Below are 16,531 nucleotides of genomic sequence, written 5' to 3'. Positions count from 1 at the left end.
ATGGGCGCGGCGCTCGAACTGTTGACGTAGGACGGCGTTGACGCCCGCGGGCGGACGCGCGCCGGTCAGGAGCGGAGCGAGCCGGCGGTGACCGTCGCGGCCCGCACGGCCGGCGCGCGGACGCACAGGCAGCAGGAGCAGGCGGCGACGTGCACGTAGCGGAGGCGGGCGACGGCGACGGCTTGCGCCGAATCGAGGAACTCGCCGAGGTACTCGGCGTCCTGCCGCGGGAAGGCTCCCGGCGGGCAGCGGCTGCGGTCGTGCACCGCATGCGCGCCCCCGGCGGCGCGCGTCGCGACGAAGTAGCTGGCCATGTTGTTCTCCTCCCGGCATGGCCATGCTAGGGAGGGCACCGTCGGTGCAAATCCCCCAAAAGGCGGAACGGGTTTACCAGCGGCCGTGGGCGCCGGCGTGCACCAGCAGCTCGCTGCGCAGTTCGTGCACGAGCTGCGCCATCGCCTGGCTGTCTTCGGCGAGCAGGGCGCGCGCGCCGCCGCCGTAGAACTCGGCCCAGCGGATGCACCAGTCGCGCGTGTCGGTGAGCTCCACGTACACCGACGGCTCCTTGCCCGTGGCATGGCACCGGCCGGAGATCAGGTGGCCGACGCCCAGCTCGCGGCAGATCAGTTCCAGCGCGTGCGGCGGTGCCTTGGCGAGGAAGTCCGAGCTGATCAGGATGGCCTGCATCGCCGGGTCCTGCGCGAGGCGGTCGCGCAGGCGGTCGGCGAGCTCGGTGCACAGGAGGCGCAGCGACTCGCCTTCGCCTTGCGGCGTGAACGGCAGCACGGCGACGAGCGGGCGCGTCGGCGACGGCATGGCGCCACCGGGCGGGTTGCGGGCGAAAGAGGCATTGGCCACGAGCAGCGGGCCGCGCGCGAACGCGGCGAGAGCCGAGTGGGCTCATTCTAGGCAGCGCCCGCCGGACCGCAGCCCCTTATTCAGGGGAGAACGACCAGAAAAGTTGTGATTCAGTGCGGGTGTTCGTTGCGCGTGGCCCGCCGCCAGGCGGCGCGGGTGGCTTCCCGGGCCTCTTCCCAGCGCAATCGGGACTTGCCGCGGACGCGGTCGAAGTCGTCCTTTAGCTGCGGTTCGAGCTGCTCGAATTCGCCGCTGCGCCGCACGGGACCGGTGTAGCCGACGCGGTAGGCGGGCGCGTAGTCGTCGTACGTGAGCTCGCTGCGGTAGTAGGGCTCGCGGCGATAGGCGTCGCGCCAGTACGCGTCTTCGGCGGTGGGGTTGATGGCGGGCGGGCGGCTTTCCAGGGTCATGCGGTCGCTCCTCGGACGCTGCATCGTGCGGCCGCCAGGCGGCTCGGCCATACGGAAGGCCGCCCTTCGCGCTGTAGGACGGCTGCGATGTCGCTGGCCGCGCGCACTCGTTATGCTTGGCCGCATGAGCAAGGCGTTCACGCGCGAAACCGACAACGACGACGACGAGGACGGCGGCGCACTGCCGCCGCTGCCCGCGGGCGGCAAGAACTACATCACTCCGCAGGGCTACGCGCGCCTGCGGTCCGAGCTGCTGCACCTGATCGACGAGGAGCGGCCCAAGGTGGTCGAAGTGGTGCACTGGGCGGCGAGCAACGGCGACCGGTCCGAGAACGGCGACTACCTGTATGGCAAGAAGCGCCTGCGCGAGATCGACCGCCGCATCCGCTTCCTCACCAAGCGCCTGGAGATCGCGGAGGTCACGGATCCTTCCCTGCACCACGGGCACGACCAGGTGTTCTTCGGGGCGACGGTGACGTACGCGGAGGAAGACACGGGCGTGGAGCGCACCATCACCATCATGGGCATCGACGAGGCCGACAGCGCGCACGGCCAGGTGAGCTGGATCTCGCCCATCGCTCGCGCGCTGCTGAAGGCGCGCGAAGGCGACGTGGTGAAGCTGGTAACGCCGGCGGGGGTGAAGGAGGTGGAGATCCTGAAGGTGGAGTATCCGGCGCCGGTGGCGGCGCACTAGCGGGGGACCAGGGCTGTTTGCTGGGGTGCGCTTCGCGCAACCCAGCCTACCGGGGCATCGGTCTTCGTAGGCTGGGTTGCGCGAAGCGCACCCCAGCAATCAAGACCCCGGCCGGATCCTCACCGCGTTCATCACGCTCGGCGTCCGCCGCAAGTTCCTCAGCACCGACTCCAGGTGCGTCCGGTCCCGCACCGACACCACGAAGCGCAGGTCCGTCGCGTCCTGCTTCGCCTCGTCGTCCATGTCCACGTGCGTGATGTCCGCTTCGGCGTTCGCCAGCGCGGCGGCCACGCGGGCCAGGGCACCCTTGCCGTTGGCGACCGTGACCAGCACGCCCGTCTCGAAGGAGCGCAGCGGCTCGTCGGCCCACTCCACGCCGATGAAGCGCTCGGCGTCCTTGTGCTGCAGCCGCTTCGCGACGGTGCAGTCGGTGGTGTGAACGACCAGGCCTTCGCCGCGCCCGAGGTAACCCAGGATGGAATCGCCCGGCACGGGCCGGCAGCAGCTCGCGAACTGCACCGAGGCGTTCTCGCTGCCGTCCAGCGTGAGGCCGCCTTGCGAGACGTTCTCGTGCGCCGTGAAGCGTTCGCGGCTGATCAGGAGCGCGTCCGGCTTCTGCCCCATCTCGGACAGCAGCGTCATCAGGCGCTTGGCCACGATGCCCGCGATGCGCTTGCCGAGGCCGAGGTCCGTCAGCAGCTCGGCGCGGCTGCGGTTGCCGGTGAAGCGCAGCAGCTTCTCCCACAACCCGTGGTACTTCTCGTCGTCCGGCGGCAGCTTCTCCATGCCCTCGGCGCGCAGCGCCTGCGCGAGGAGCTTTTCGCCGAGCTGCTGCGACTCGGCCTGCGCCAGCGTCTTCAGGTGGTGGCGGATCTTGGAGCGCGCGCGGCCCGTGCGCACGAAGCCCAGCCACGCGGGATTGGGCGTGGACACGGGCGCCGTCACCACTTCCACCACGTCGCCGTTCTTCAGCTCGCTGCGCAGCGGCACCTGCGCGCCGTTGATGCGCGCGGCCACCGTGTGGTCGCCCACGTCCGAGTGGATGGCATAGGCGAAGTCGACCACCGTCGCGCCGCGCGGCAGCGCCAGGATCTGGCTCTTGGGCGTGAACACGTAGACGGCGTCCGGGAAGAGGTCGATCTTCACGTGGTCCCAGAACTCCGCCGCGTCGCGCGTCTCGTTCTGGATGTCCAGCAGCGACTGCAGCCACTTGGTGCCCAGGCGCTCGGTGCCTTCTTCCTGCGGCACGCTCGCCTTGTACAGCCAATGCGCTGCCACGCCCGACTCGGCCACCAGGTGCATGGCCTCGGTGCGCAGCTGGAACTCCACGTTCACCCCGGACGGGCCCACCAGCGTCGTGTGCAGCGACTGGTAGCCGTTGATCTTGGGGATGGCGATGTGGTCCTTGAACTTGCCGGGCACCGGCTTGTACAGCTGGTGCAGCAGGCCCATGGCCGTATAGCAGTCCGTCACCGTCGGCACGATGATGCGGAAGCCGTAGATGTCCGTCACCTGCGCGAAGGACAGGTGCTTCTCGTCCATCTTCTTGTAGATGGAGAAGAGCGTCTTCTCGCGCCCGGAGATCCGCACCTTCATGTTCGCCGCGTCGAAGGCGTTCTCGATGTCGCGGTGCACCTTCTGGATCAGGTCGCGCCGGCGACTGCGGGCGCGCGACACCGCCTTGGCCAGCACCGCGTAGCGCCAGGGCCGCAGGTACTTGAACGACAGCTCCTGCAGCTCGCGGTAGGTCTGGTTCAGGCCGAGCCGGTGCGCGATGGGCGCGTAGATGTCGAGCGTCTCGCTGGCGATGCGGTGCCACTTCTCGCGCGGCACGTCTTCCAGCGTGCGCATGTTGTGCGTGCGGTCGGCCAGCTTCACGAGGATGACGCGCACGTCGCGCGCCATGGCCAGCAGCATCTTGCGGAAGCTCTCGGCCTGGTTCTCCTCGCGGGTGTTGAACTGCAGCTTGTCCAGCTTGGTGAGGCCGTCGACGAGGTCGGCCACCGCGGCGCCGAAGCGCTCGATCAGCTGGTGCTTGGTGACGCCGCAGTCCTCGATCGCGTCGTGCAGCAGCGCCGCCATGAGCGCCTGCGCGTCGAGCTTCCACTCGGCGCATTGCGCGGCGACGGCGATCGGGTGGGTGATGTAGGGCTCGCCGCTCGCCCGCATCTGGCCCAGGTGCGATTCGTCGGCGAAGCGGTAGGCCTTGCGGACCAGGTCCACTTCGGCCGGGTCCAGGTAGTCGAGGCGGGCCGTGAGAGCGGCAAAGCTGGCCGCGGCGGCGTTCGCGGCGGCAGGGGAGGGCAGGATCGGGCTGCTGGGCCGTTTGCCCGAGGTGGTGGGAAGCACCGCGCTCATGGGGACATGATAGGGGCTAGGGGCTAGGGATTAGGGGCTAGGGGTTAGATGGGGGCGGTTTTCCCTAGCCCCTAATCCCTAAGCCCTAGTCCCTGCGTAGCCATCAAAGCAAAAAGCCGCCCGAGGGCGGCTTTCGTGCGAGGGAGGCGAGCTTCAGCCCGGGACCTTCTTGAGCATCTCCAGGCCGATCTTGCCTTCGGCGATCTCGCGCAGGGCGGTCACGCCCGGCTTGTTCTTGCTCTCGATCTTGGGCGCATGGCCCTGGCTCAGCATGCGGGCGCGGTAGGTCGCGGCCAGCACCAGCTGGAAGCGGTTCGGGATCTTCTCGAGGCAGTCTTCGACGGTGATACGGGCCATGAATCTCTCTCCGGGGTGGGGTTTCAGAGCCCGAGGGCCTGGAAGCATTCGGCGCGAAGGCGCTTCTGGGACACGTACTTCAGGCGCTGGGCATGCACGATCGCTTTGAGGTCAAAAAGCGCGCGCTCAAATAACTCGTTGATTATAACGAAATCGAATTCCTTGCACTGCGCCATTTCGGCAGCCGCATTGCGCAGCCGGGTTTCGATGACCTCGGGCGCGTCCTCGCCGCGGCGCTCCAGGCGCGAGCGCAGTTCGTCCCAGCTGGGGGGCAGGATGAAGACCAGCACCGCGTTGGCGAAGATGCGCTTGATCTGCAGCGCCCCCTGCCAGTCGATCTCCAGGATCACGTCGTGCCCGTGGGCGATGCGGTCCTCGATGGCCTTCTTCGAGGTGCCGTAGCGCTTGCCGTGGACGTGGGCCCATTCCACGAAAGCGTCGGCCAGCACCATCTGGTCGAACTCCGCTTCGGGGACGAAGAAGTACTCGCGCCCGTGCTTTTCCTGCCCGCGCGGGGCGCGGGTGGTGTGCGAGACGGAGGGCTGGACGTGGGAATCGAGCTCCAGCAGGGCTTTCACCAGGCTGGACTTGCCGGCACCGGAGGGAGCCGCGACGACGAACAGGTTGCCGGGGTAGTCCATGACGGATTATCGACGATCGCTATTCGATGTTCTGGACCTGTTCCCGCATCTGCTCGATCAGCACCTTCATGTCGACCGAGATCTTCGTGAGCTCCAGGGTGGCGGACTTCGAGCCCAGCGTGTTGGCCTCGCGGTGCAGCTCCTGGATCAGGAAGTCCAGGCGCTTGCCGATCTCGCCGCCCTTCTTCACCAGCCGCTCGATCTCGTCGAGGTGGGCGGCCAGGCGGGTCAGTTCCTCGGCGACGTCGATGCGGATCGCGAAGGCGGTCGCCTCGGTCAGGGCGCGGTCCTGGGCCGCCTCGGGCGTGGCGGAGCCTTCGCCCAGGGCCATGGCCTCCTTCCAGCGCTCCAGGAACTTCTGGCGCTGCTGCTCCACGAGCTGGGGCACCAGGGGCCTGGCCTGTTCGGCCAGGGCGCGCAGCTGCTGCAGGTGCCCGAGCAGCATCTTCGCCAGGCGGGCGCCCTCGCGCTCGCGGGCCGCGACCAGGTCCTCGAGCGCATTTGTCGCAATCTGTTGCAGGCTCTCGCCCCAGTCGATGCTGGTGTCGCCTTCGGAGGCGGCCAGGCGCAGGACTTCGGCCACCGACAGGTCGGCGGCCGTGGGCATCCAGGTCTTCACCGTGTCCTGCACCGCGGCGAGGCGCTGCAGGGTGGCCATGGAGGGTTCGCGGGCGATCTCCGCCCCCGTGCCCTCGACGCCGGCGCGCACTTCCACCTTCCCGCGCTTCACGCGGCCCGCGATCAGCTCCCGCAAGGCGGGTTCGTGGGCGCGCAGCTCCTCCCCGAGGCGGAAGGACAGGTCCAGGAAGCGGCTGTTGACGGAGCGGATTTCCAGCCCCAGGCGCGCACCTGTTGCAGTCTTGCCTCCATCGTGGCTTGCCGGTGACGTCCCGGGGCTGTGTTGCGCCGAGGCGTAACCGGTCATGCTGTAAACTGCCATGAAGAGGAGTCTTTGAAGTCGTTGCGGGGATTTCGGGGATCAGGGGAGGGCTGTAGCGCCCCACCAGCATCAAATTATGTCAAAGCTGAAACCGGCGCCTCTGCCGCCGGATACCGTGATCGGTGGCTACCGTGTGGTCCGCAAGCTGTCCGCGGGAGGCTTTGGCGTCGTCTACCTCGCGGTGGACAACGAAGGGCAGCAGGTCGCCATCAAGGAATACCTGCCTTCGTCCCTGGCCACCCGCCCGCCCGGTGAGCTCCTGCCCCAGGTCGCCCCGGAAAAGCTCTCCCTCTACCGCCTGGGCCTGAAAAGCTTCTTCGAGGAAGGCCGTTCGCTCGCGCAGATCTCCCACTCCTCGGTGGTGAGCGTGCTGAACTTCTTCCGGGAGAACGAGACCGTCTACATGGTGATGAACTACCTGGAGGGCGCGACCCTGCAGGACTTCATCATCACCGCCCGCGAGCTGAAGAAGCAGAAGGTGTTCCGCGAATCGACCATCCGGTCGCTGTTCGACGAGATCCTGCGGGGCTTGCGCATCGTGCACCAGCACAAGATGTTGCACCTGGACATCAAGCCTGCCAACATCTTCATCACGGACGACAACCGCGCCGTGATGATCGATTTCGGCGCCGCGCGCGAAGTGCTGTCCAAGGAAGGCAACTTCATCCGCCCCATGTACACGCCGGGCTTCGCCGCCCCCGAGATGTACCGCCGGGACTCCTCCATGGGCCCCTGGACGGACATCTACGCGATCGGCGCCTGCATCTACGCCTGCATGCAGGGTTACCCCCCGAACGATGCGCCGCAGCGACTGGAGAAGGACCGCCTGTCGCTCGCCCTGTCCCGCCTGCGCGGCGTCTACTCCGACAACCTCATCGAGGTGGTCGAATGGTGCATGTCGCTCGACCCGCTGTCCCGTCCCCAGTCGGTGTTCGCGCTCCAGAAGGAGCTGAGCCGGGAAGGCGAGCGGCGCTACACGAAGCTCTCGGTCGGTGAAAAGATGCGGCTCCAGTTCGACAACATGGTGAGCGACACCAAGAAGTCCATGCGCCGCAGCGGCATCGGGGCGAAGCTCAAATGAGCCCCCACGCTTTCCGCATTCGCGACGCTGCCCCCCGAGGGGGCTTCGACCTCCTTGAGGCGGCTCGGCGGAGGTCGACATGAAATTCTCGGTCTTCCAGATCAGCCGCAAGGGCGGCCGCGAGAAGAACGAAGACCGGATGGGCTATTGCTACACCCGCGAGTCGGGCCTGTTCCTGCTGGCCGACGGCATGGGCGGGCACCCCGAGGGCGAGGTGGCGGCGCAGCTGGCCTTGCAGACCATCTCGGCGCTGTACCAAAAGGAAGCGCGGCCCGTCGTCAAGGACGTCACCGAGTTCCTCTCGGTCGCGCTCATGGCGGCGCACCACCAGATCATCCGCTACGCCAGCGAGAAGGGCATGCTCGACACGCCGCGCACCACGCTGGTGGCCGCCATCGTGCAGGGCCAGCACGCCACCTGGGTGCACTGCGGCGATTCGCGGCTGTACGTCGTGCGCGGCGGCGAGCTGCTCACGCGCACCCGCGACCACTCGTACCTGGAACAGCAGAACGCCGGCGTGATCCGCATGGACCGGATCAACCGCAACATCCTGTTCACCTGCCTGGGTTCCCCGACCAAGCCGGTCTTCGACGTCACCGGCCCCGTGCAGCTGCAGCAGGGCGACAAGATCCTGCTGTGCTCCGACGGCCTGTGGAGCAGCCTGGAGGACGACGCGATCGTCCACGACCTGGCCACCAAGCCGGTGTCGGAAGCCGTGCCCGACCTCGTCGAGAGCGCGCTGCGCAACGGCGGCGACACCTCGGACAACGTGACCGTCATCGCGATGGAGTGGGAAACGCCGGACACCTTCGAGTCCACCCGCGGCATCTCCACCGACAGCATCAGCGACGGCGTGTTCGCCTCGACCATCCAGGCCGGCGTGCTCGACACGCTGGTGGACGACCTCGACGACGCGGCGATCGAGCGCTCGATCGCGGAGATCAACGAGGCGATCCGGCGCTCGGCGGCGAAAAAGGCTTAGGCCTTAACCGCCCCCGCCTCGTCATCCCGGCCTTGCGCCGGGATCCATGGGGCGGCCCCATCGGACGCCTCATGGATTGCGGGTCAAGCCCGCAATGACGTGCGTTTATTCGTCTTTCCCTATCATTCCGCGATGACGTCCTTCATCCGCCCGGCCGGCCGCGCGCCCGACCAGCTCCGTCCCGTTCGCATCACCCGCGGCTTCACGATCCATGCCGAGGGCTCGGTGCTCATCGAGTTCGGCAACACGCGGGTGCTCTGCACGGCTTCCGTCGAGGAAAAGGTGCCCCCGCACAGGCGCGGCAGCGGTGAGGGCTGGGTGACGGCGGAATACGGCATGCTGCCCCGCGCGACGCACACCCGCGGGGACCGCGAAGCCGCGCGCGGCAAGCAGAGCGGCCGCACGCAGGAGATCCAGCGCCTGATCGGCCGCAGCCTGCGCGCCGTGTTCGACCTGAAGAAGCTGGGCGAGCGCACCATCACGCTGGACTGCGACGTGCTGCAGGCCGACGGCGGCACGCGCACGGCGGCCATCACCGGTGCCTTCGTCGCCGCGCAGGATGCGGTGAACAAGCTGATGGCCTCCGGCAAGCTGGGCGCGTCGCCCGTGCTGGGGCCCGTCGCCGCCATCTCCGTGGGCATCGTGGAAGGCACGCCGCTGCTGGACCTGGAATACGTCGAGGACGTCGCCTGCGACACCGACATGAACGTCGTGATGACCGGCGCCGGCCACTACGTGGAAGTGCAGGGCACGGCGGAAGGCGTGGCCTTCACGCGCGCCGAGATGGACGAATTGCTGCGCCTGGCCGAGAAGGGCATCACCGAACTCGTCGGCCTGCAGCAGAAGGCGCTCGCGGCGTGATCCGGCGCATCGTCCTCGCCTCGAACAACCAGGGCAAGCTCGCGGAGCTGCAGGCCATGTTCGCGCCACTCGGCATCGAGCTCGTGCGCCAGGGCGAGCTGGGCGTGCCCGAAGCCGAGGAGCCGCACCGCACCTTCGTCGAGAACGCGCTCGCGAAAGCGCGCAACGCCGCGCAGCATACGGGCTTGCCCGCGATCGCCGACGACGCGGGACTCTGCGTCGACGCGTTCGGCGGGCTGCCGGGCGTCGACACCGCTTACTACGCGACGCAGTTCGGCTACCCCAAGGGCGACGACAACAACGTGACCGCGCTGCTGGAGCAGATGCGCGACGTCGAGAACCGCCGCGCGGCGCTGGTGAGCACGCTCGTGGCGGTCCGCACGCCGCAGGATCCCGAGCCGCTGATCGCGGTGGGCCGGGCACCGGGCGAGATCACGCAGGAGCGCCGGGGCAGCAACGGCTTCGGCTTCGACCCCGTCATGTTCATCCCGTCCTTCGGCAAGACCTTCGCCGAGCTCCCGCCCGAGGTGAAGAACGCCAACAGCCACCGCGGCCAGGCCGCACGCCAGATGGTCGAACTCATTCGGCAACGGTGGCTGTAGGCTGGGTTTGCGAAGCAACCCCAGCAAGACCGCAATGGACGTCCAACACTACATGCGCCCCGGCACGCTGCAGCTCCCCGCGCTGCCGCCGCTGTCGCTCTACGTGCACCTGCCCTGGTGCCTGCGCAAGTGCCCGTACTGCGACTTCAACTCGCACGAGATGAAGGCGGGGGAGCTGCCCGAACAGCGCTACCTCGACGCATTGCGCGAAGATCTCGAAGCCGCGCTGCCCCTCGTCTGGGGCCGCGAGGTGCACAGCATCTTCATCGGCGGCGGCACGCCCAGCCTGTTCTCGCCGCAGGGCATCGACCGCATGCTCTCGGACATCCGCGCGCGCGTGAAGCTGGTGGCCGATGCGGAGGTCACGCTGGAGGCGAACCCCGGCACCTTCGAGAAGGACCGCTTCAAGGCCTTCCGCTCCGCGGGCGTGACGCGCCTGTCGGTGGGCGTGCAGAGCTTCAACGATGCGCACCTGAAGGCGCTGGGCCGCGTCCACGATCGCTCGCAGGCGATCGCCGCGCTGGAGGAAGCCGCGGCCACTTTCGAGACCTTCAACCTCGACCTGATGTACGCGCTGCCGGGCCAGACGCTCGCGCAGCTGGAGGAGGACGTGACGCAGGCGCTGGCGCTGATGCCGCCGCACCTGTCGATCTACCACCTCACGATCGAACCGAACACGTACTTCGCCAAGTTCCCGCCGGTCACGCCGCCGGAAGACACCGCGTACGCCATGCTGGACCGCATCACGGAGATGACGGTGGCGGCGGGCCTGGAGCGCTACGAAGTCTCCGCGTACGCGAAGCCGGGCCACCGCTGCTGGCACAACTGGAACTACTGGCAGTTCGGCGACTACCTCGGCATCGGCGCCGGCGCGCACGGCAAGATCAGCTTCCCGCACCGCGTCGTCCGCCAGGTGCGCAACCGCGATCCGCGGCTCTACATGGAGAACGCGCTGGCGGGCAACGCCATCGCGCAGGAGGAAGAGGTCGCGCGCGGTGACCTGCCGTTCGAGTTCATGCTGAACGCGTTGCGGCTCAAGGACGGCTTCGTGCTGCAGGATTTCGTCGACCGCACGGGGCTGCCGCTGAGCGCGATCGACAAGGGCTTGCGGGAGGCGGAGGCGAAGGGACTGATCGCGCGCGATTTCGCGCGGGTGCGGCCGACCGAGAAGGGGTTCGATTTCCTGTCGGATTTGCAGGGGTTGTTCCTGCCCTGAGGGGACGCGCCTCTTGACGCGCATCAACCCGGGGCGCACCGCCTCGGCTCAAGCTCCCTCCGAATCCCCGGGAGCCGCCATGGACGCCAGCACCAGCTGCCCACCCGCCTCCGGCAGCGAACTGCTGCAGGCGCAACGTGCCTTCTTCCGCAGCGGCGCGACCCGTCCCGTCGCCTTCCGCCGCGACGCGCTCGTGCGCCTGCGCGCGGCGCTGGTCGGGGCGGAGGCGGAGGTGCTCGCCGCGCTGCAAGCGGACCTCGGCCGCCCGCCGGCCGAGGCGTACGCGAGCGAGGTCGGCTTCGTGCTGGGCGAGATCGATTTCGCCCTGCGCCACCTCGCGCGCTGGGCGCGGCCGCGCAAGGAGCGCACGCCGCCGCTGCTCTTCCCGGCGACGAGCTGGATCCATCCCGAACCCTACGGCTGCACGCTCATCGTCGGCCCGTGGAACTACCCGGTGCAGTTGCTGCTGGTGCCGCTGCTGGGCGCCATCGCGGCCGGCAATTGCGCGGTGCTCAAGCCGTCGGAGCTGGCGCCGCGCACGGCCGAGGTCCTCGCGCGGGTCGTCGCCACGGCGTTCCCGCCCGGGCACGTGGCGGTCGTGCAGGGCGGCGTCGACGCCGTGCAGGAACTGCTCGCGCAGCGCTTCGACTCCATCTTCTTCACCGGCGGCGCCCGCGTCGGACGCATCGTCATGCAGGCCGCCGCGCGCTTCCTGACGCCGGTCACGCTGGAGCTGGGCGGCAAGAGCCCGTGCATCGTGGATGCGAGCGCCGACCTCGACGTCGCCGCCCGCCGCATCGCCTGGGGCAAGTTCATGAACGCGGGCCAGACCTGCGTCGCGCCCGATTTCGTCCTCGTCCACGCGTCGGTGCGCGCGCAACTGGTGGAGCGCCTCGCGGCCACGGTCCGCGCCTTCTACGGCGACGCCCCGCGCGGCAGCCCGGACTTCGGCCGCATCGTGAACACTGCCCACTTCGACCGCCTCGCCGCGCTGCTGGGCCGCGGCCGTGCCGCCGTCGGCGGCGACAGCGACCGCGCCGAGCGGTACATCGCGCCGACGGTGCTGGACGGCGTGGAATGGACCGACCCGGTGATGCAGGACGAGATCTTCGGCCCCATCCTGCCAGTGCTGGAGTTCGCGACGCTGGATGCGGCGATCGCGCGCGTGCAGGCGATGGAGCGCCCGCTCGCGCTGTACGTCTTCGCGGGCGAGCGCGCGGTGCAGGACCGCGTGCTGCGCGAGCTGCCCTCCGGCGGCGCGTGCGTCAACGACACGGTGGCCCAGCTGCTGAACCCGCGGCTGCCGTTCGGCGGCGTGGGCGACAGCGGGCTCGGCGGCTACCACGGCCGCCACAGCTTCGAGACCTTCAGCCACATGCGGTCGGTCGTGCGGCGCGGCACCTGGTTCGACCTCGCCGCCAAGTACCCGCCGTACCGCATGCCGCTCGCGGTGCTGCGCCGGCTGATGCAGGTGCTGGGCTGAGGCTCAGCGCCCCTGCTCGCGCGGGTCGCGGTCGCCGAGCGCCGCCTTCAGCGGGTCGATCATCGGCGCCGGCTTCACGTTCTGGAAGGTCTCCACCACGCGCCGCACGATCTGCTTCTGGTCGTCCGTCCATTTCGCGAGCCGCTCGGAGCCGAGCACGCCTTCCAGCGCCGTGATGAGGTGCAGCTGGAAATGCTCGGGATGCGGGTGTGTCGCCACCAGCGAGGTGAGCGTCACGTAGGAAGCCGTGTGCATCGCGATCAGGTGCTCCACTTCCTTCCGGAGAGCCGCGATCTCGTCGTCCATGCCGTCCTCCGTTTCCTTGTTGTGCGTTCAGCCCATCCTAGCCAAAGCCGCACGGCGCGCGCTGTCGGACGGCGGCGGGCGCGCGCTTCCGCCGCGGCGACTCAGCGGGTGAGCTCGATCCACGCCGGGGCGTGGTCGCTCGGTTTCTCGCGGCCGCGGTGCTCCGCGTCCACGCCCGTGCGCTGCAGCCGCGGCACGAGCTCCGGGCTCAGCATCAGGAAGTCCATGCGGAAGCCGGCATTGCGGTGGAAGGCAGGCTCGTTCACCCAGAAGGTGTAGATGCGGTCCTTCGGGTGCAGGTGCCGCGTCGCATCCACCCAGCCCTGCGCGAGGAAGCGCTCCCACTTTTCTCGCGTCTCGGGCTGCAGCACGGCGTCGAAGCGCCAGCTCCCGGCGTTGTAGATGTCGAAGTTGGTCGGCACCACGTTGAAGTCGCCCGCGAGCACCACGGGCCGGCGCGACGCGAGCAGGGACTCGCCGTGGGCGAGCAGGCGCTCCATCCAGCGCTGCTTGTAGTCGAAATTGGGGCTGGGCACCGGGTTGCCGTTCGGCAGGTACACGGAGACGACGCGCAGGCCTTCCACTTCGCATTCCAGCCAGCGCGAAGCGAGGTCCGTGGGGTCGCCCGGCAGCGTGCGTCCCACTTCCCGCGGCATCTCCCCGCGCGACAGCACCGCCACCCCGTGGTGCGCGCGCTGCGGATGCCACACGCCACGGTAGCCCGCCTCCTCCAGGGCCTTCGCGGGCGCGGTCGGGTCGCCGGTCTTGATCTCCTGCAGGCACACGACGTCCGGCCGCGTTTCTTCCAGCCACTCCAGCAGGCGCGGCAGGCGCCCCTTCACGCCGTTGACGTTGAAGGTGGCGATGCGCATGGGATCAGAGGACGAAAGGCTGGCCCGTGACCGGCGTGCTCGGCACCGCCATGTCCTGGCGCGCCATGATGCCTGCCTCGTACGCGAGCCGGCCGGACTCCACGGCCAGCCGGAACGCGCGCGCCATCTTCACGGGGTCGTGCGACTGCGAGACGGCGGAGTTCACGAGCACCGCATCGAAGCCCAGCTCCATCGCGTGCACCGCGTGCTGCGGCGAGCCGATGCCGGCGTCGACCACGAGGACGGCGTCCGGCAGGCGCGCACGCAAGGTGCGCAGGGCCGTCGGATTGAGCAGGCCCTGGCCGGAGCCGATCGGCGCGCCCCAGGGCATGAGGATGCGGCAGCCGGCGTCCAGCAGGCGCTGGCAGGTCACCAGGTCGTCGGTGCAGTAGGGAAAGACTTCGAAGCCGTCCTGCACCAGCGTGCGCGCCGCTTCCACCAGCTCGAAGGGATCGGGTTGCAGCGTGTAGTCGTCGCCGACGACTTCCAGCTTCAGCCAGCGCGTGTCGAACAGTTCGCGCGCCATGTGCGCCAGCGTGACCGCCTCGCGCGCGGTGCGGCAGCCGGCGGTGTTGGGCAGCAGGCGGGCGCCGCTCGCGCGGATCATCCCGTAGAAGTCGCCCGGCGCGCCGCCCGCGGCGAGCTGCCGCTTCAGGCCCACGGTGACGACCTGCGTGCCGGAAGCGGCGATCGCCTCCTGCAGCACCTGCGGCGAGGGATAGCCGGCGGTGCCGAGGAAGAAGCGGCTCGTGAGTTCGGTGTCGGCGATGCGAAGGCCCATGCTCAACCTCCCGTGATGGGCTGGAACGTGAAGACGGCGTCGCCCGCGCGCAGCTGCACGCCTTCGCGCGCGCCGCGGGGCACGAACTCGCCGTTGACGGCGGTGGCCAGCGCCTGCGGCGGCTGGCCGAGCGCGCTGACCAGGTCGGCCAGCGTCGCGGTGTCCTCCACGGTGCGCGGCTCGCCGTTGACCGTGATCTCGAAGCTCATGTCCTCATCTCCTGCAGCGCCTGTTCCACGAGCGCCGGCGCGATGAGCCAGCCGTGGCGGAAGAGGCCGTTGATGCGCGTCAGCCCGTCCTGCGTGGACAGCCGTGGCAGGTTGTCCGGCAGCGCGGGACGCAGGTTGCTCTCGCTGTGCACGACGCGCGCTTCGGCGAGCTCGGGCACCACGCTGTGCGCGGCCGCGAGCAGTTCCACCGTGCTGCGCAGCGAGACGGGCGAGCGGTCCTCGCTCTCGATCTCGCTCGCGCCGACCACGACGAGGTCGGGCGCGCGCGGCACGAGGTACACGCGGTAGCGCGGGTGCAGCAGGCGCAGCGGCCGGCGCAGCGTCACGCCCGGTGCCTGCAGCCAGAAGATCTCGCCGCGCACGCCGCGCACCGGCAGCTGTGGCCGCGCGCCCGTGCCGCGCACGTCGAACACCCAGTCGAAGCGATGCTCCGTCCCGCCGGCGCGCAGCACCCCGGCGTCCGCCGATTCCACCGTCGTGCCCCAATGCCACTGCACGCCGTGCGCACTGGCCGCGAGCGCCTGCATGGCCTGCATGGTGTGGATGCGCCCTTCACCGGGCAACAGCCACGCGTGCGCGGGCCCGCTCACCGCCGGCTCGAGTTCCCTGAGTTCGATTCTGTCCACCGGTGTAGGGTGGCGCGGCGCAGCCGCGGCAGGTGAACGAAGGTGAACCTCACCGATCTTGGCTTCCAGCAACTCCACCACCCTTCGCGCCGCCCCCTCATCCCCCCGATGCGCCAGCAACAAGCTCCCATCGAACGAACACTCCACCGGCACTTCCAACTGCGCCAGCACCTCCGGCCACAGCTCCATGCTTCGCAGCCCCAGCGCGAACACGTTCTCGTCCGCGCACTCGAGTTCCGCCACGGGGCTCAGCATGCCCGCGGCCGTCCAGCCGGCGGCGCCCCGCGCCTCGGCATGGGCGGCGGGGTCGAACGCGTGCACCCGGTGCCCGGCGCGCGCGAGCTGGAAGGCGAGGAGGCGACCGAGCAGGCCGGCGCCGGCGATCCCGATGTTCATCGCGGCGGGTCCTCGCAAGGAGGGAAGGGGGAGGGGAGGGACTGCATGCGGCTCTCCTTACGCCGGTACGAACCGGTTCAAGTTCACGGGTTTGGTGGATGCCATCTCAGCGAGGCGGCACGATGCCGCTCGCACCCCGGAGCGAGCGCAAAGTATAGCCGCGCACGCGCGGCGGCGTGCGGAGGGCGCGGCTCAGCCCGTCCTGCCGCGGGCGAGCGCCACCTTGTGCAGCAGTTCGGCCAGGATCGCCTGCTCCCCCGCGGTCAGCGGCAGTGCGGCGCCTTCGGCCTCCACGATGCGCTGCGTGGCCTTGCGCACCAGCTCCGCGCCCTTGGCCGTCACGTGCAGCACGTGCGCGCGGCGGTCCTGTTCGCTGGCGTGGCGGGCGATGAGCCCCTTGGCCTCCAGCCGGTCCACCATCGTCGTGATGTTGGGCGGCGTGACGGACAGTGCGCGCGCGAGGCGCACGAGCGAGCCGCCGGGGTTCTCCGCGATCAGCGTGAGCACCGTGTATTCCACCGGCCGCAGGTTGAAGGGCTTGCCGACCTGCTCGAAGAAGATGGCATCGGTGACCAGCGCCGCCTGCGCGAGCTGGTAGCCCAGCACCTTCTGCAGGCGGGCCTCCTCCATGCGTCCGGCGGGCGTGAGGTCCGCGCGGGCGCTGCGTTTCTGCGTCATGCGCCAAATTGTGCCAAGCGGCCGGAATGGTTCACGCCCGGCATCTTCCCGGATGAGTTGCATCCCTGCTCTCTAGGGAAAGCCCGCATCGGCGGACGCTGGATGCTTAAGTAACTTCATGGTCAGGTGTGCCCGCTGGATGGCGCACCGTCCAACATC

General features: G+C 69.3%; 20 protein-coding genes and 1 riboswitch. Of the genes, 7 read left to right on the top strand and 13 right to left on the bottom strand.

Annotation, left to right across the window (positions count from 1 at the left end):
* Nucleotides 1–65: 65 nt before the first annotated feature.
* The 3 genes from H8N03_RS24830 to H8N03_RS24820 form a co-directional block, all read right to left on the bottom strand.
* Nucleotides 66–314 (bottom strand): hypothetical protein, encoded by a 249-nt coding sequence (locus H8N03_RS24830; protein ID WP_187078929.1) that lies wholly within the window; start codon nucleotides 312–314, stop codon nucleotides 66–68.
* Between the two features lie 73 nt (nucleotides 315–387).
* Complete coding sequence (locus H8N03_RS24825) at nucleotides 388–816, bottom strand: hypothetical protein (RefSeq protein WP_187078928.1); 429 nt, start codon at nucleotides 814–816, stop codon at nucleotides 388–390.
* A 152-nt stretch (nucleotides 817–968) separates the two neighbouring features.
* Complete coding sequence (locus H8N03_RS24820) at nucleotides 969–1,268, bottom strand: hypothetical protein (protein ID WP_187078927.1); 300 nt, start codon at nucleotides 1,266–1,268, stop codon at nucleotides 969–971.
* 124 nt (nucleotides 1,269–1,392) lie between these two features.
* On the opposite strand from H8N03_RS24820, the gene greB reads away from it, so the two are divergent.
* Nucleotides 1,393–1,962 carry a transcription elongation factor GreB gene (gene greB, locus H8N03_RS24815; protein ID WP_187078926.1) on the top strand — a complete coding sequence of 190 codons (570 nt, stop codon included), beginning with the start codon at nucleotides 1,393–1,395 and terminating at the stop codon, nucleotides 1,960–1,962.
* Nucleotides 1,963–2,061: 99 nt separating this feature from the next.
* Here the strand turns inward: greB and H8N03_RS24810 are convergent, their stop codons facing one another.
* From H8N03_RS24810 to H8N03_RS24795, 4 genes are all read right to left on the bottom strand, one after another.
* Nucleotides 2,062–4,320 carry a RelA/SpoT family protein gene (locus H8N03_RS24810; RefSeq protein WP_187078925.1) on the bottom strand — a complete coding sequence of 753 codons (2,259 nt, stop codon included), beginning with the start codon at nucleotides 4,318–4,320 and terminating at the stop codon, nucleotides 2,062–2,064.
* Nucleotides 4,321–4,473: 153 nt separating this feature from the next.
* Nucleotides 4,474–4,677 carry a DNA-directed RNA polymerase subunit omega gene (rpoZ, locus tag H8N03_RS24805; RefSeq protein WP_077592946.1) on the bottom strand — a complete coding sequence of 68 codons (204 nt, stop codon included), beginning with the start codon at nucleotides 4,675–4,677 and terminating at the stop codon, nucleotides 4,474–4,476.
* A 23-nt stretch (nucleotides 4,678–4,700) separates the two neighbouring features.
* The gene (gmk, locus tag H8N03_RS24800; RefSeq protein WP_187078924.1) at nucleotides 4,701–5,318 is read right to left on the bottom strand and encodes a guanylate kinase; all 618 of its coding nucleotides are present in this window, start codon (nucleotides 5,316–5,318) and stop codon (nucleotides 4,701–4,703) included.
* A gap of 19 nt (nucleotides 5,319–5,337) precedes the next feature.
* Entirely contained in the window at nucleotides 5,338–6,258 is a 921-nt protein-coding gene (locus H8N03_RS24795) for a YicC/YloC family endoribonuclease (protein ID WP_187078923.1), read from the bottom strand.
* Between the two features lie 76 nt (nucleotides 6,259–6,334).
* On the opposite strand from H8N03_RS24795, the gene H8N03_RS24790 reads away from it, so the two are divergent.
* The 6 genes from H8N03_RS24790 (at nucleotide 6,335) to H8N03_RS24765 (ending at nucleotide 12,483) form a co-directional block, all read left to right on the top strand.
* Nucleotides 6,335–7,339: a serine/threonine protein kinase gene (locus tag H8N03_RS24790; RefSeq protein ID WP_187078922.1), complete on the top strand. Its 1,005-nt coding sequence runs from the start codon at nucleotides 6,335–6,337 to the stop codon at nucleotides 7,337–7,339.
* Nucleotides 7,340–7,418: 79 nt separating this feature from the next.
* On the top strand, nucleotides 7,419–8,321 hold the full coding sequence (locus H8N03_RS24785) for a PP2C family protein-serine/threonine phosphatase (protein ID WP_187078921.1): 903 nt from the start codon (nucleotides 7,419–7,421) through the stop codon (nucleotides 8,319–8,321).
* A 132-nt stretch (nucleotides 8,322–8,453) separates the two neighbouring features.
* Complete coding sequence (gene rph, locus H8N03_RS24780; protein WP_222623149.1) at nucleotides 8,454–9,182, top strand: ribonuclease PH; 729 nt, start codon at nucleotides 8,454–8,456, stop codon at nucleotides 9,180–9,182.
* Nucleotides 9,179–9,784 carry an RdgB/HAM1 family non-canonical purine NTP pyrophosphatase gene (gene rdgB, locus H8N03_RS24775; protein WP_187078920.1) on the top strand — a complete coding sequence of 202 codons (606 nt, stop codon included), beginning with the start codon at nucleotides 9,179–9,181 and terminating at the stop codon, nucleotides 9,782–9,784. Before rph ends, rdgB begins: the two co-directional genes overlap by 4 nt.
* 34 nt (nucleotides 9,785–9,818) lie before the next feature.
* On the top strand, nucleotides 9,819–11,000 hold the full coding sequence (gene hemW, locus H8N03_RS24770) for a radical SAM family heme chaperone HemW (RefSeq protein ID WP_187078919.1): 1,182 nt from the start codon (nucleotides 9,819–9,821) through the stop codon (nucleotides 10,998–11,000).
* Between the two features lie 79 nt (nucleotides 11,001–11,079).
* Nucleotides 11,080–12,483, top strand: coding sequence for an aldehyde dehydrogenase (locus H8N03_RS24765; RefSeq protein WP_187078918.1), 1,404 nt, complete (start codon nucleotides 11,080–11,082; stop codon nucleotides 12,481–12,483).
* 3 nt (nucleotides 12,484–12,486) lie between these two features.
* Here the strand turns inward: H8N03_RS24765 and H8N03_RS24760 are convergent, their stop codons facing one another.
* From H8N03_RS24760 to H8N03_RS24735, 6 genes are all read right to left on the bottom strand, one after another.
* Nucleotides 12,487–12,789 carry a hypothetical protein gene (locus H8N03_RS24760; protein WP_187078917.1) on the bottom strand — a complete coding sequence of 101 codons (303 nt, stop codon included), beginning with the start codon at nucleotides 12,787–12,789 and terminating at the stop codon, nucleotides 12,487–12,489.
* A 101-nt stretch (nucleotides 12,790–12,890) separates the two neighbouring features.
* On the bottom strand, nucleotides 12,891–13,661 hold the full coding sequence (xth, locus tag H8N03_RS24755; protein WP_187078916.1) for an exodeoxyribonuclease III: 771 nt from the start codon (nucleotides 13,659–13,661) through the stop codon (nucleotides 12,891–12,893).
* A gap of 4 nt (nucleotides 13,662–13,665) precedes the next feature.
* Complete coding sequence (locus H8N03_RS24750; RefSeq protein WP_187078915.1) at nucleotides 13,666–14,442, bottom strand: thiazole synthase; 777 nt, start codon at nucleotides 14,440–14,442, stop codon at nucleotides 13,666–13,668.
* 2 nt (nucleotides 14,443–14,444) lie between these two features.
* A complete protein-coding gene (gene thiS, locus H8N03_RS24745) occupies nucleotides 14,445–14,651 on the bottom strand; it encodes a sulfur carrier protein ThiS (protein ID WP_187078914.1) in 207 nt (68 codons plus the stop codon).
* Nucleotides 14,648–15,694: an FAD-dependent oxidoreductase gene (locus H8N03_RS24740; protein ID WP_187078913.1), complete on the bottom strand. Its 1,047-nt coding sequence runs from the start codon at nucleotides 15,692–15,694 to the stop codon at nucleotides 14,648–14,650. Before H8N03_RS24740 ends, thiS begins: the two co-directional genes overlap by 4 nt.
* A 37-nt stretch (nucleotides 15,695–15,731) precedes the next feature.
* A riboswitch (TPP riboswitch) is annotated at nucleotides 15,732–15,843 on the bottom strand.
* A 43-nt stretch (nucleotides 15,844–15,886) separates the two neighbouring features.
* Nucleotides 15,887–16,372 (bottom strand): MarR family winged helix-turn-helix transcriptional regulator, encoded by a 486-nt coding sequence (locus H8N03_RS24735; RefSeq protein WP_187078912.1) that lies wholly within the window; start codon nucleotides 16,370–16,372, stop codon nucleotides 15,887–15,889.
* Nucleotides 16,373–16,531 lie beyond the last annotated feature (159 nt).

It is taken from the genome of Ramlibacter cellulosilyticus, assembly GCF_014297465.1.
Taxonomy (GTDB): Bacteria; Pseudomonadota; Gammaproteobacteria; order Burkholderiales; family Burkholderiaceae_C; genus Ramlibacter; species Ramlibacter cellulosilyticus.
The sequence above is the reverse complement of the archived record's forward strand: the minus strand, read 5'-3'. Positions and strand labels throughout refer to the sequence as shown.

Coding starts and splice junctions, on each gene's coding strand:
- H8N03_RS24830 (WP_187078929.1), bottom strand. CDS start 314: ATGGCCAGCTACTTCGTCGCGACGCGCGCCGCCGGGGGCGCGCATGCG.
- H8N03_RS24825 (WP_187078928.1), bottom strand. CDS start 816: ATGCCGTCGCCGACGCGCCCGCTCGTCGCCGTGCTGCCGTTCACGCCG.
- H8N03_RS24820 (WP_187078927.1), bottom strand. CDS start 1,268: ATGACCCTGGAAAGCCGCCCGCCCGCCATCAACCCCACCGCCGAAGAC.
- greB (WP_187078926.1), top strand. CDS start 1,393: ATGAGCAAGGCGTTCACGCGCGAAACCGACAACGACGACGACGAGGAC.
- H8N03_RS24810 (WP_187078925.1), bottom strand. CDS start 4,320: ATGAGCGCGGTGCTTCCCACCACCTCGGGCAAACGGCCCAGCAGCCCG.
- rpoZ (WP_077592946.1), bottom strand. CDS start 4,677: ATGGCCCGTATCACCGTCGAAGACTGCCTCGAGAAGATCCCGAACCGC.
- gmk (WP_187078924.1), bottom strand. CDS start 5,318: ATGGACTACCCCGGCAACCTGTTCGTCGTCGCGGCTCCCTCCGGTGCC.
- H8N03_RS24795 (WP_187078923.1), bottom strand. CDS start 6,258: ATGGCAGTTTACAGCATGACCGGTTACGCCTCGGCGCAACACAGCCCC.
- H8N03_RS24790 (WP_187078922.1), top strand. CDS start 6,335: ATGTCAAAGCTGAAACCGGCGCCTCTGCCGCCGGATACCGTGATCGGT.
- H8N03_RS24785 (WP_187078921.1), top strand. CDS start 7,419: ATGAAATTCTCGGTCTTCCAGATCAGCCGCAAGGGCGGCCGCGAGAAG.
- rph (WP_222623149.1), top strand. CDS start 8,454: ATGACGTCCTTCATCCGCCCGGCCGGCCGCGCGCCCGACCAGCTCCGT.
- hemW (WP_187078919.1), top strand. CDS start 9,819: ATGGACGTCCAACACTACATGCGCCCCGGCACGCTGCAGCTCCCCGCG.
- H8N03_RS24765 (WP_187078918.1), top strand. CDS start 11,080: ATGGACGCCAGCACCAGCTGCCCACCCGCCTCCGGCAGCGAACTGCTG.
- H8N03_RS24760 (WP_187078917.1), bottom strand. CDS start 12,789: ATGGACGACGAGATCGCGGCTCTCCGGAAGGAAGTGGAGCACCTGATC.
- xth (WP_187078916.1), bottom strand. CDS start 13,661: ATGCGCATCGCCACCTTCAACGTCAACGGCGTGAAGGGGCGCCTGCCG.
- H8N03_RS24750 (WP_187078915.1), bottom strand. CDS start 14,442: ATGGGCCTTCGCATCGCCGACACCGAACTCACGAGCCGCTTCTTCCTC.
- thiS (WP_187078914.1), bottom strand. CDS start 14,651: ATGAGCTTCGAGATCACGGTCAACGGCGAGCCGCGCACCGTGGAGGAC.
- H8N03_RS24740 (WP_187078913.1), bottom strand. CDS start 15,694: ATGAACATCGGGATCGCCGGCGCCGGCCTGCTCGGTCGCCTCCTCGCC.
- H8N03_RS24735 (WP_187078912.1), bottom strand. CDS start 16,372: ATGACGCAGAAACGCAGCGCCCGCGCGGACCTCACGCCCGCCGGACGC.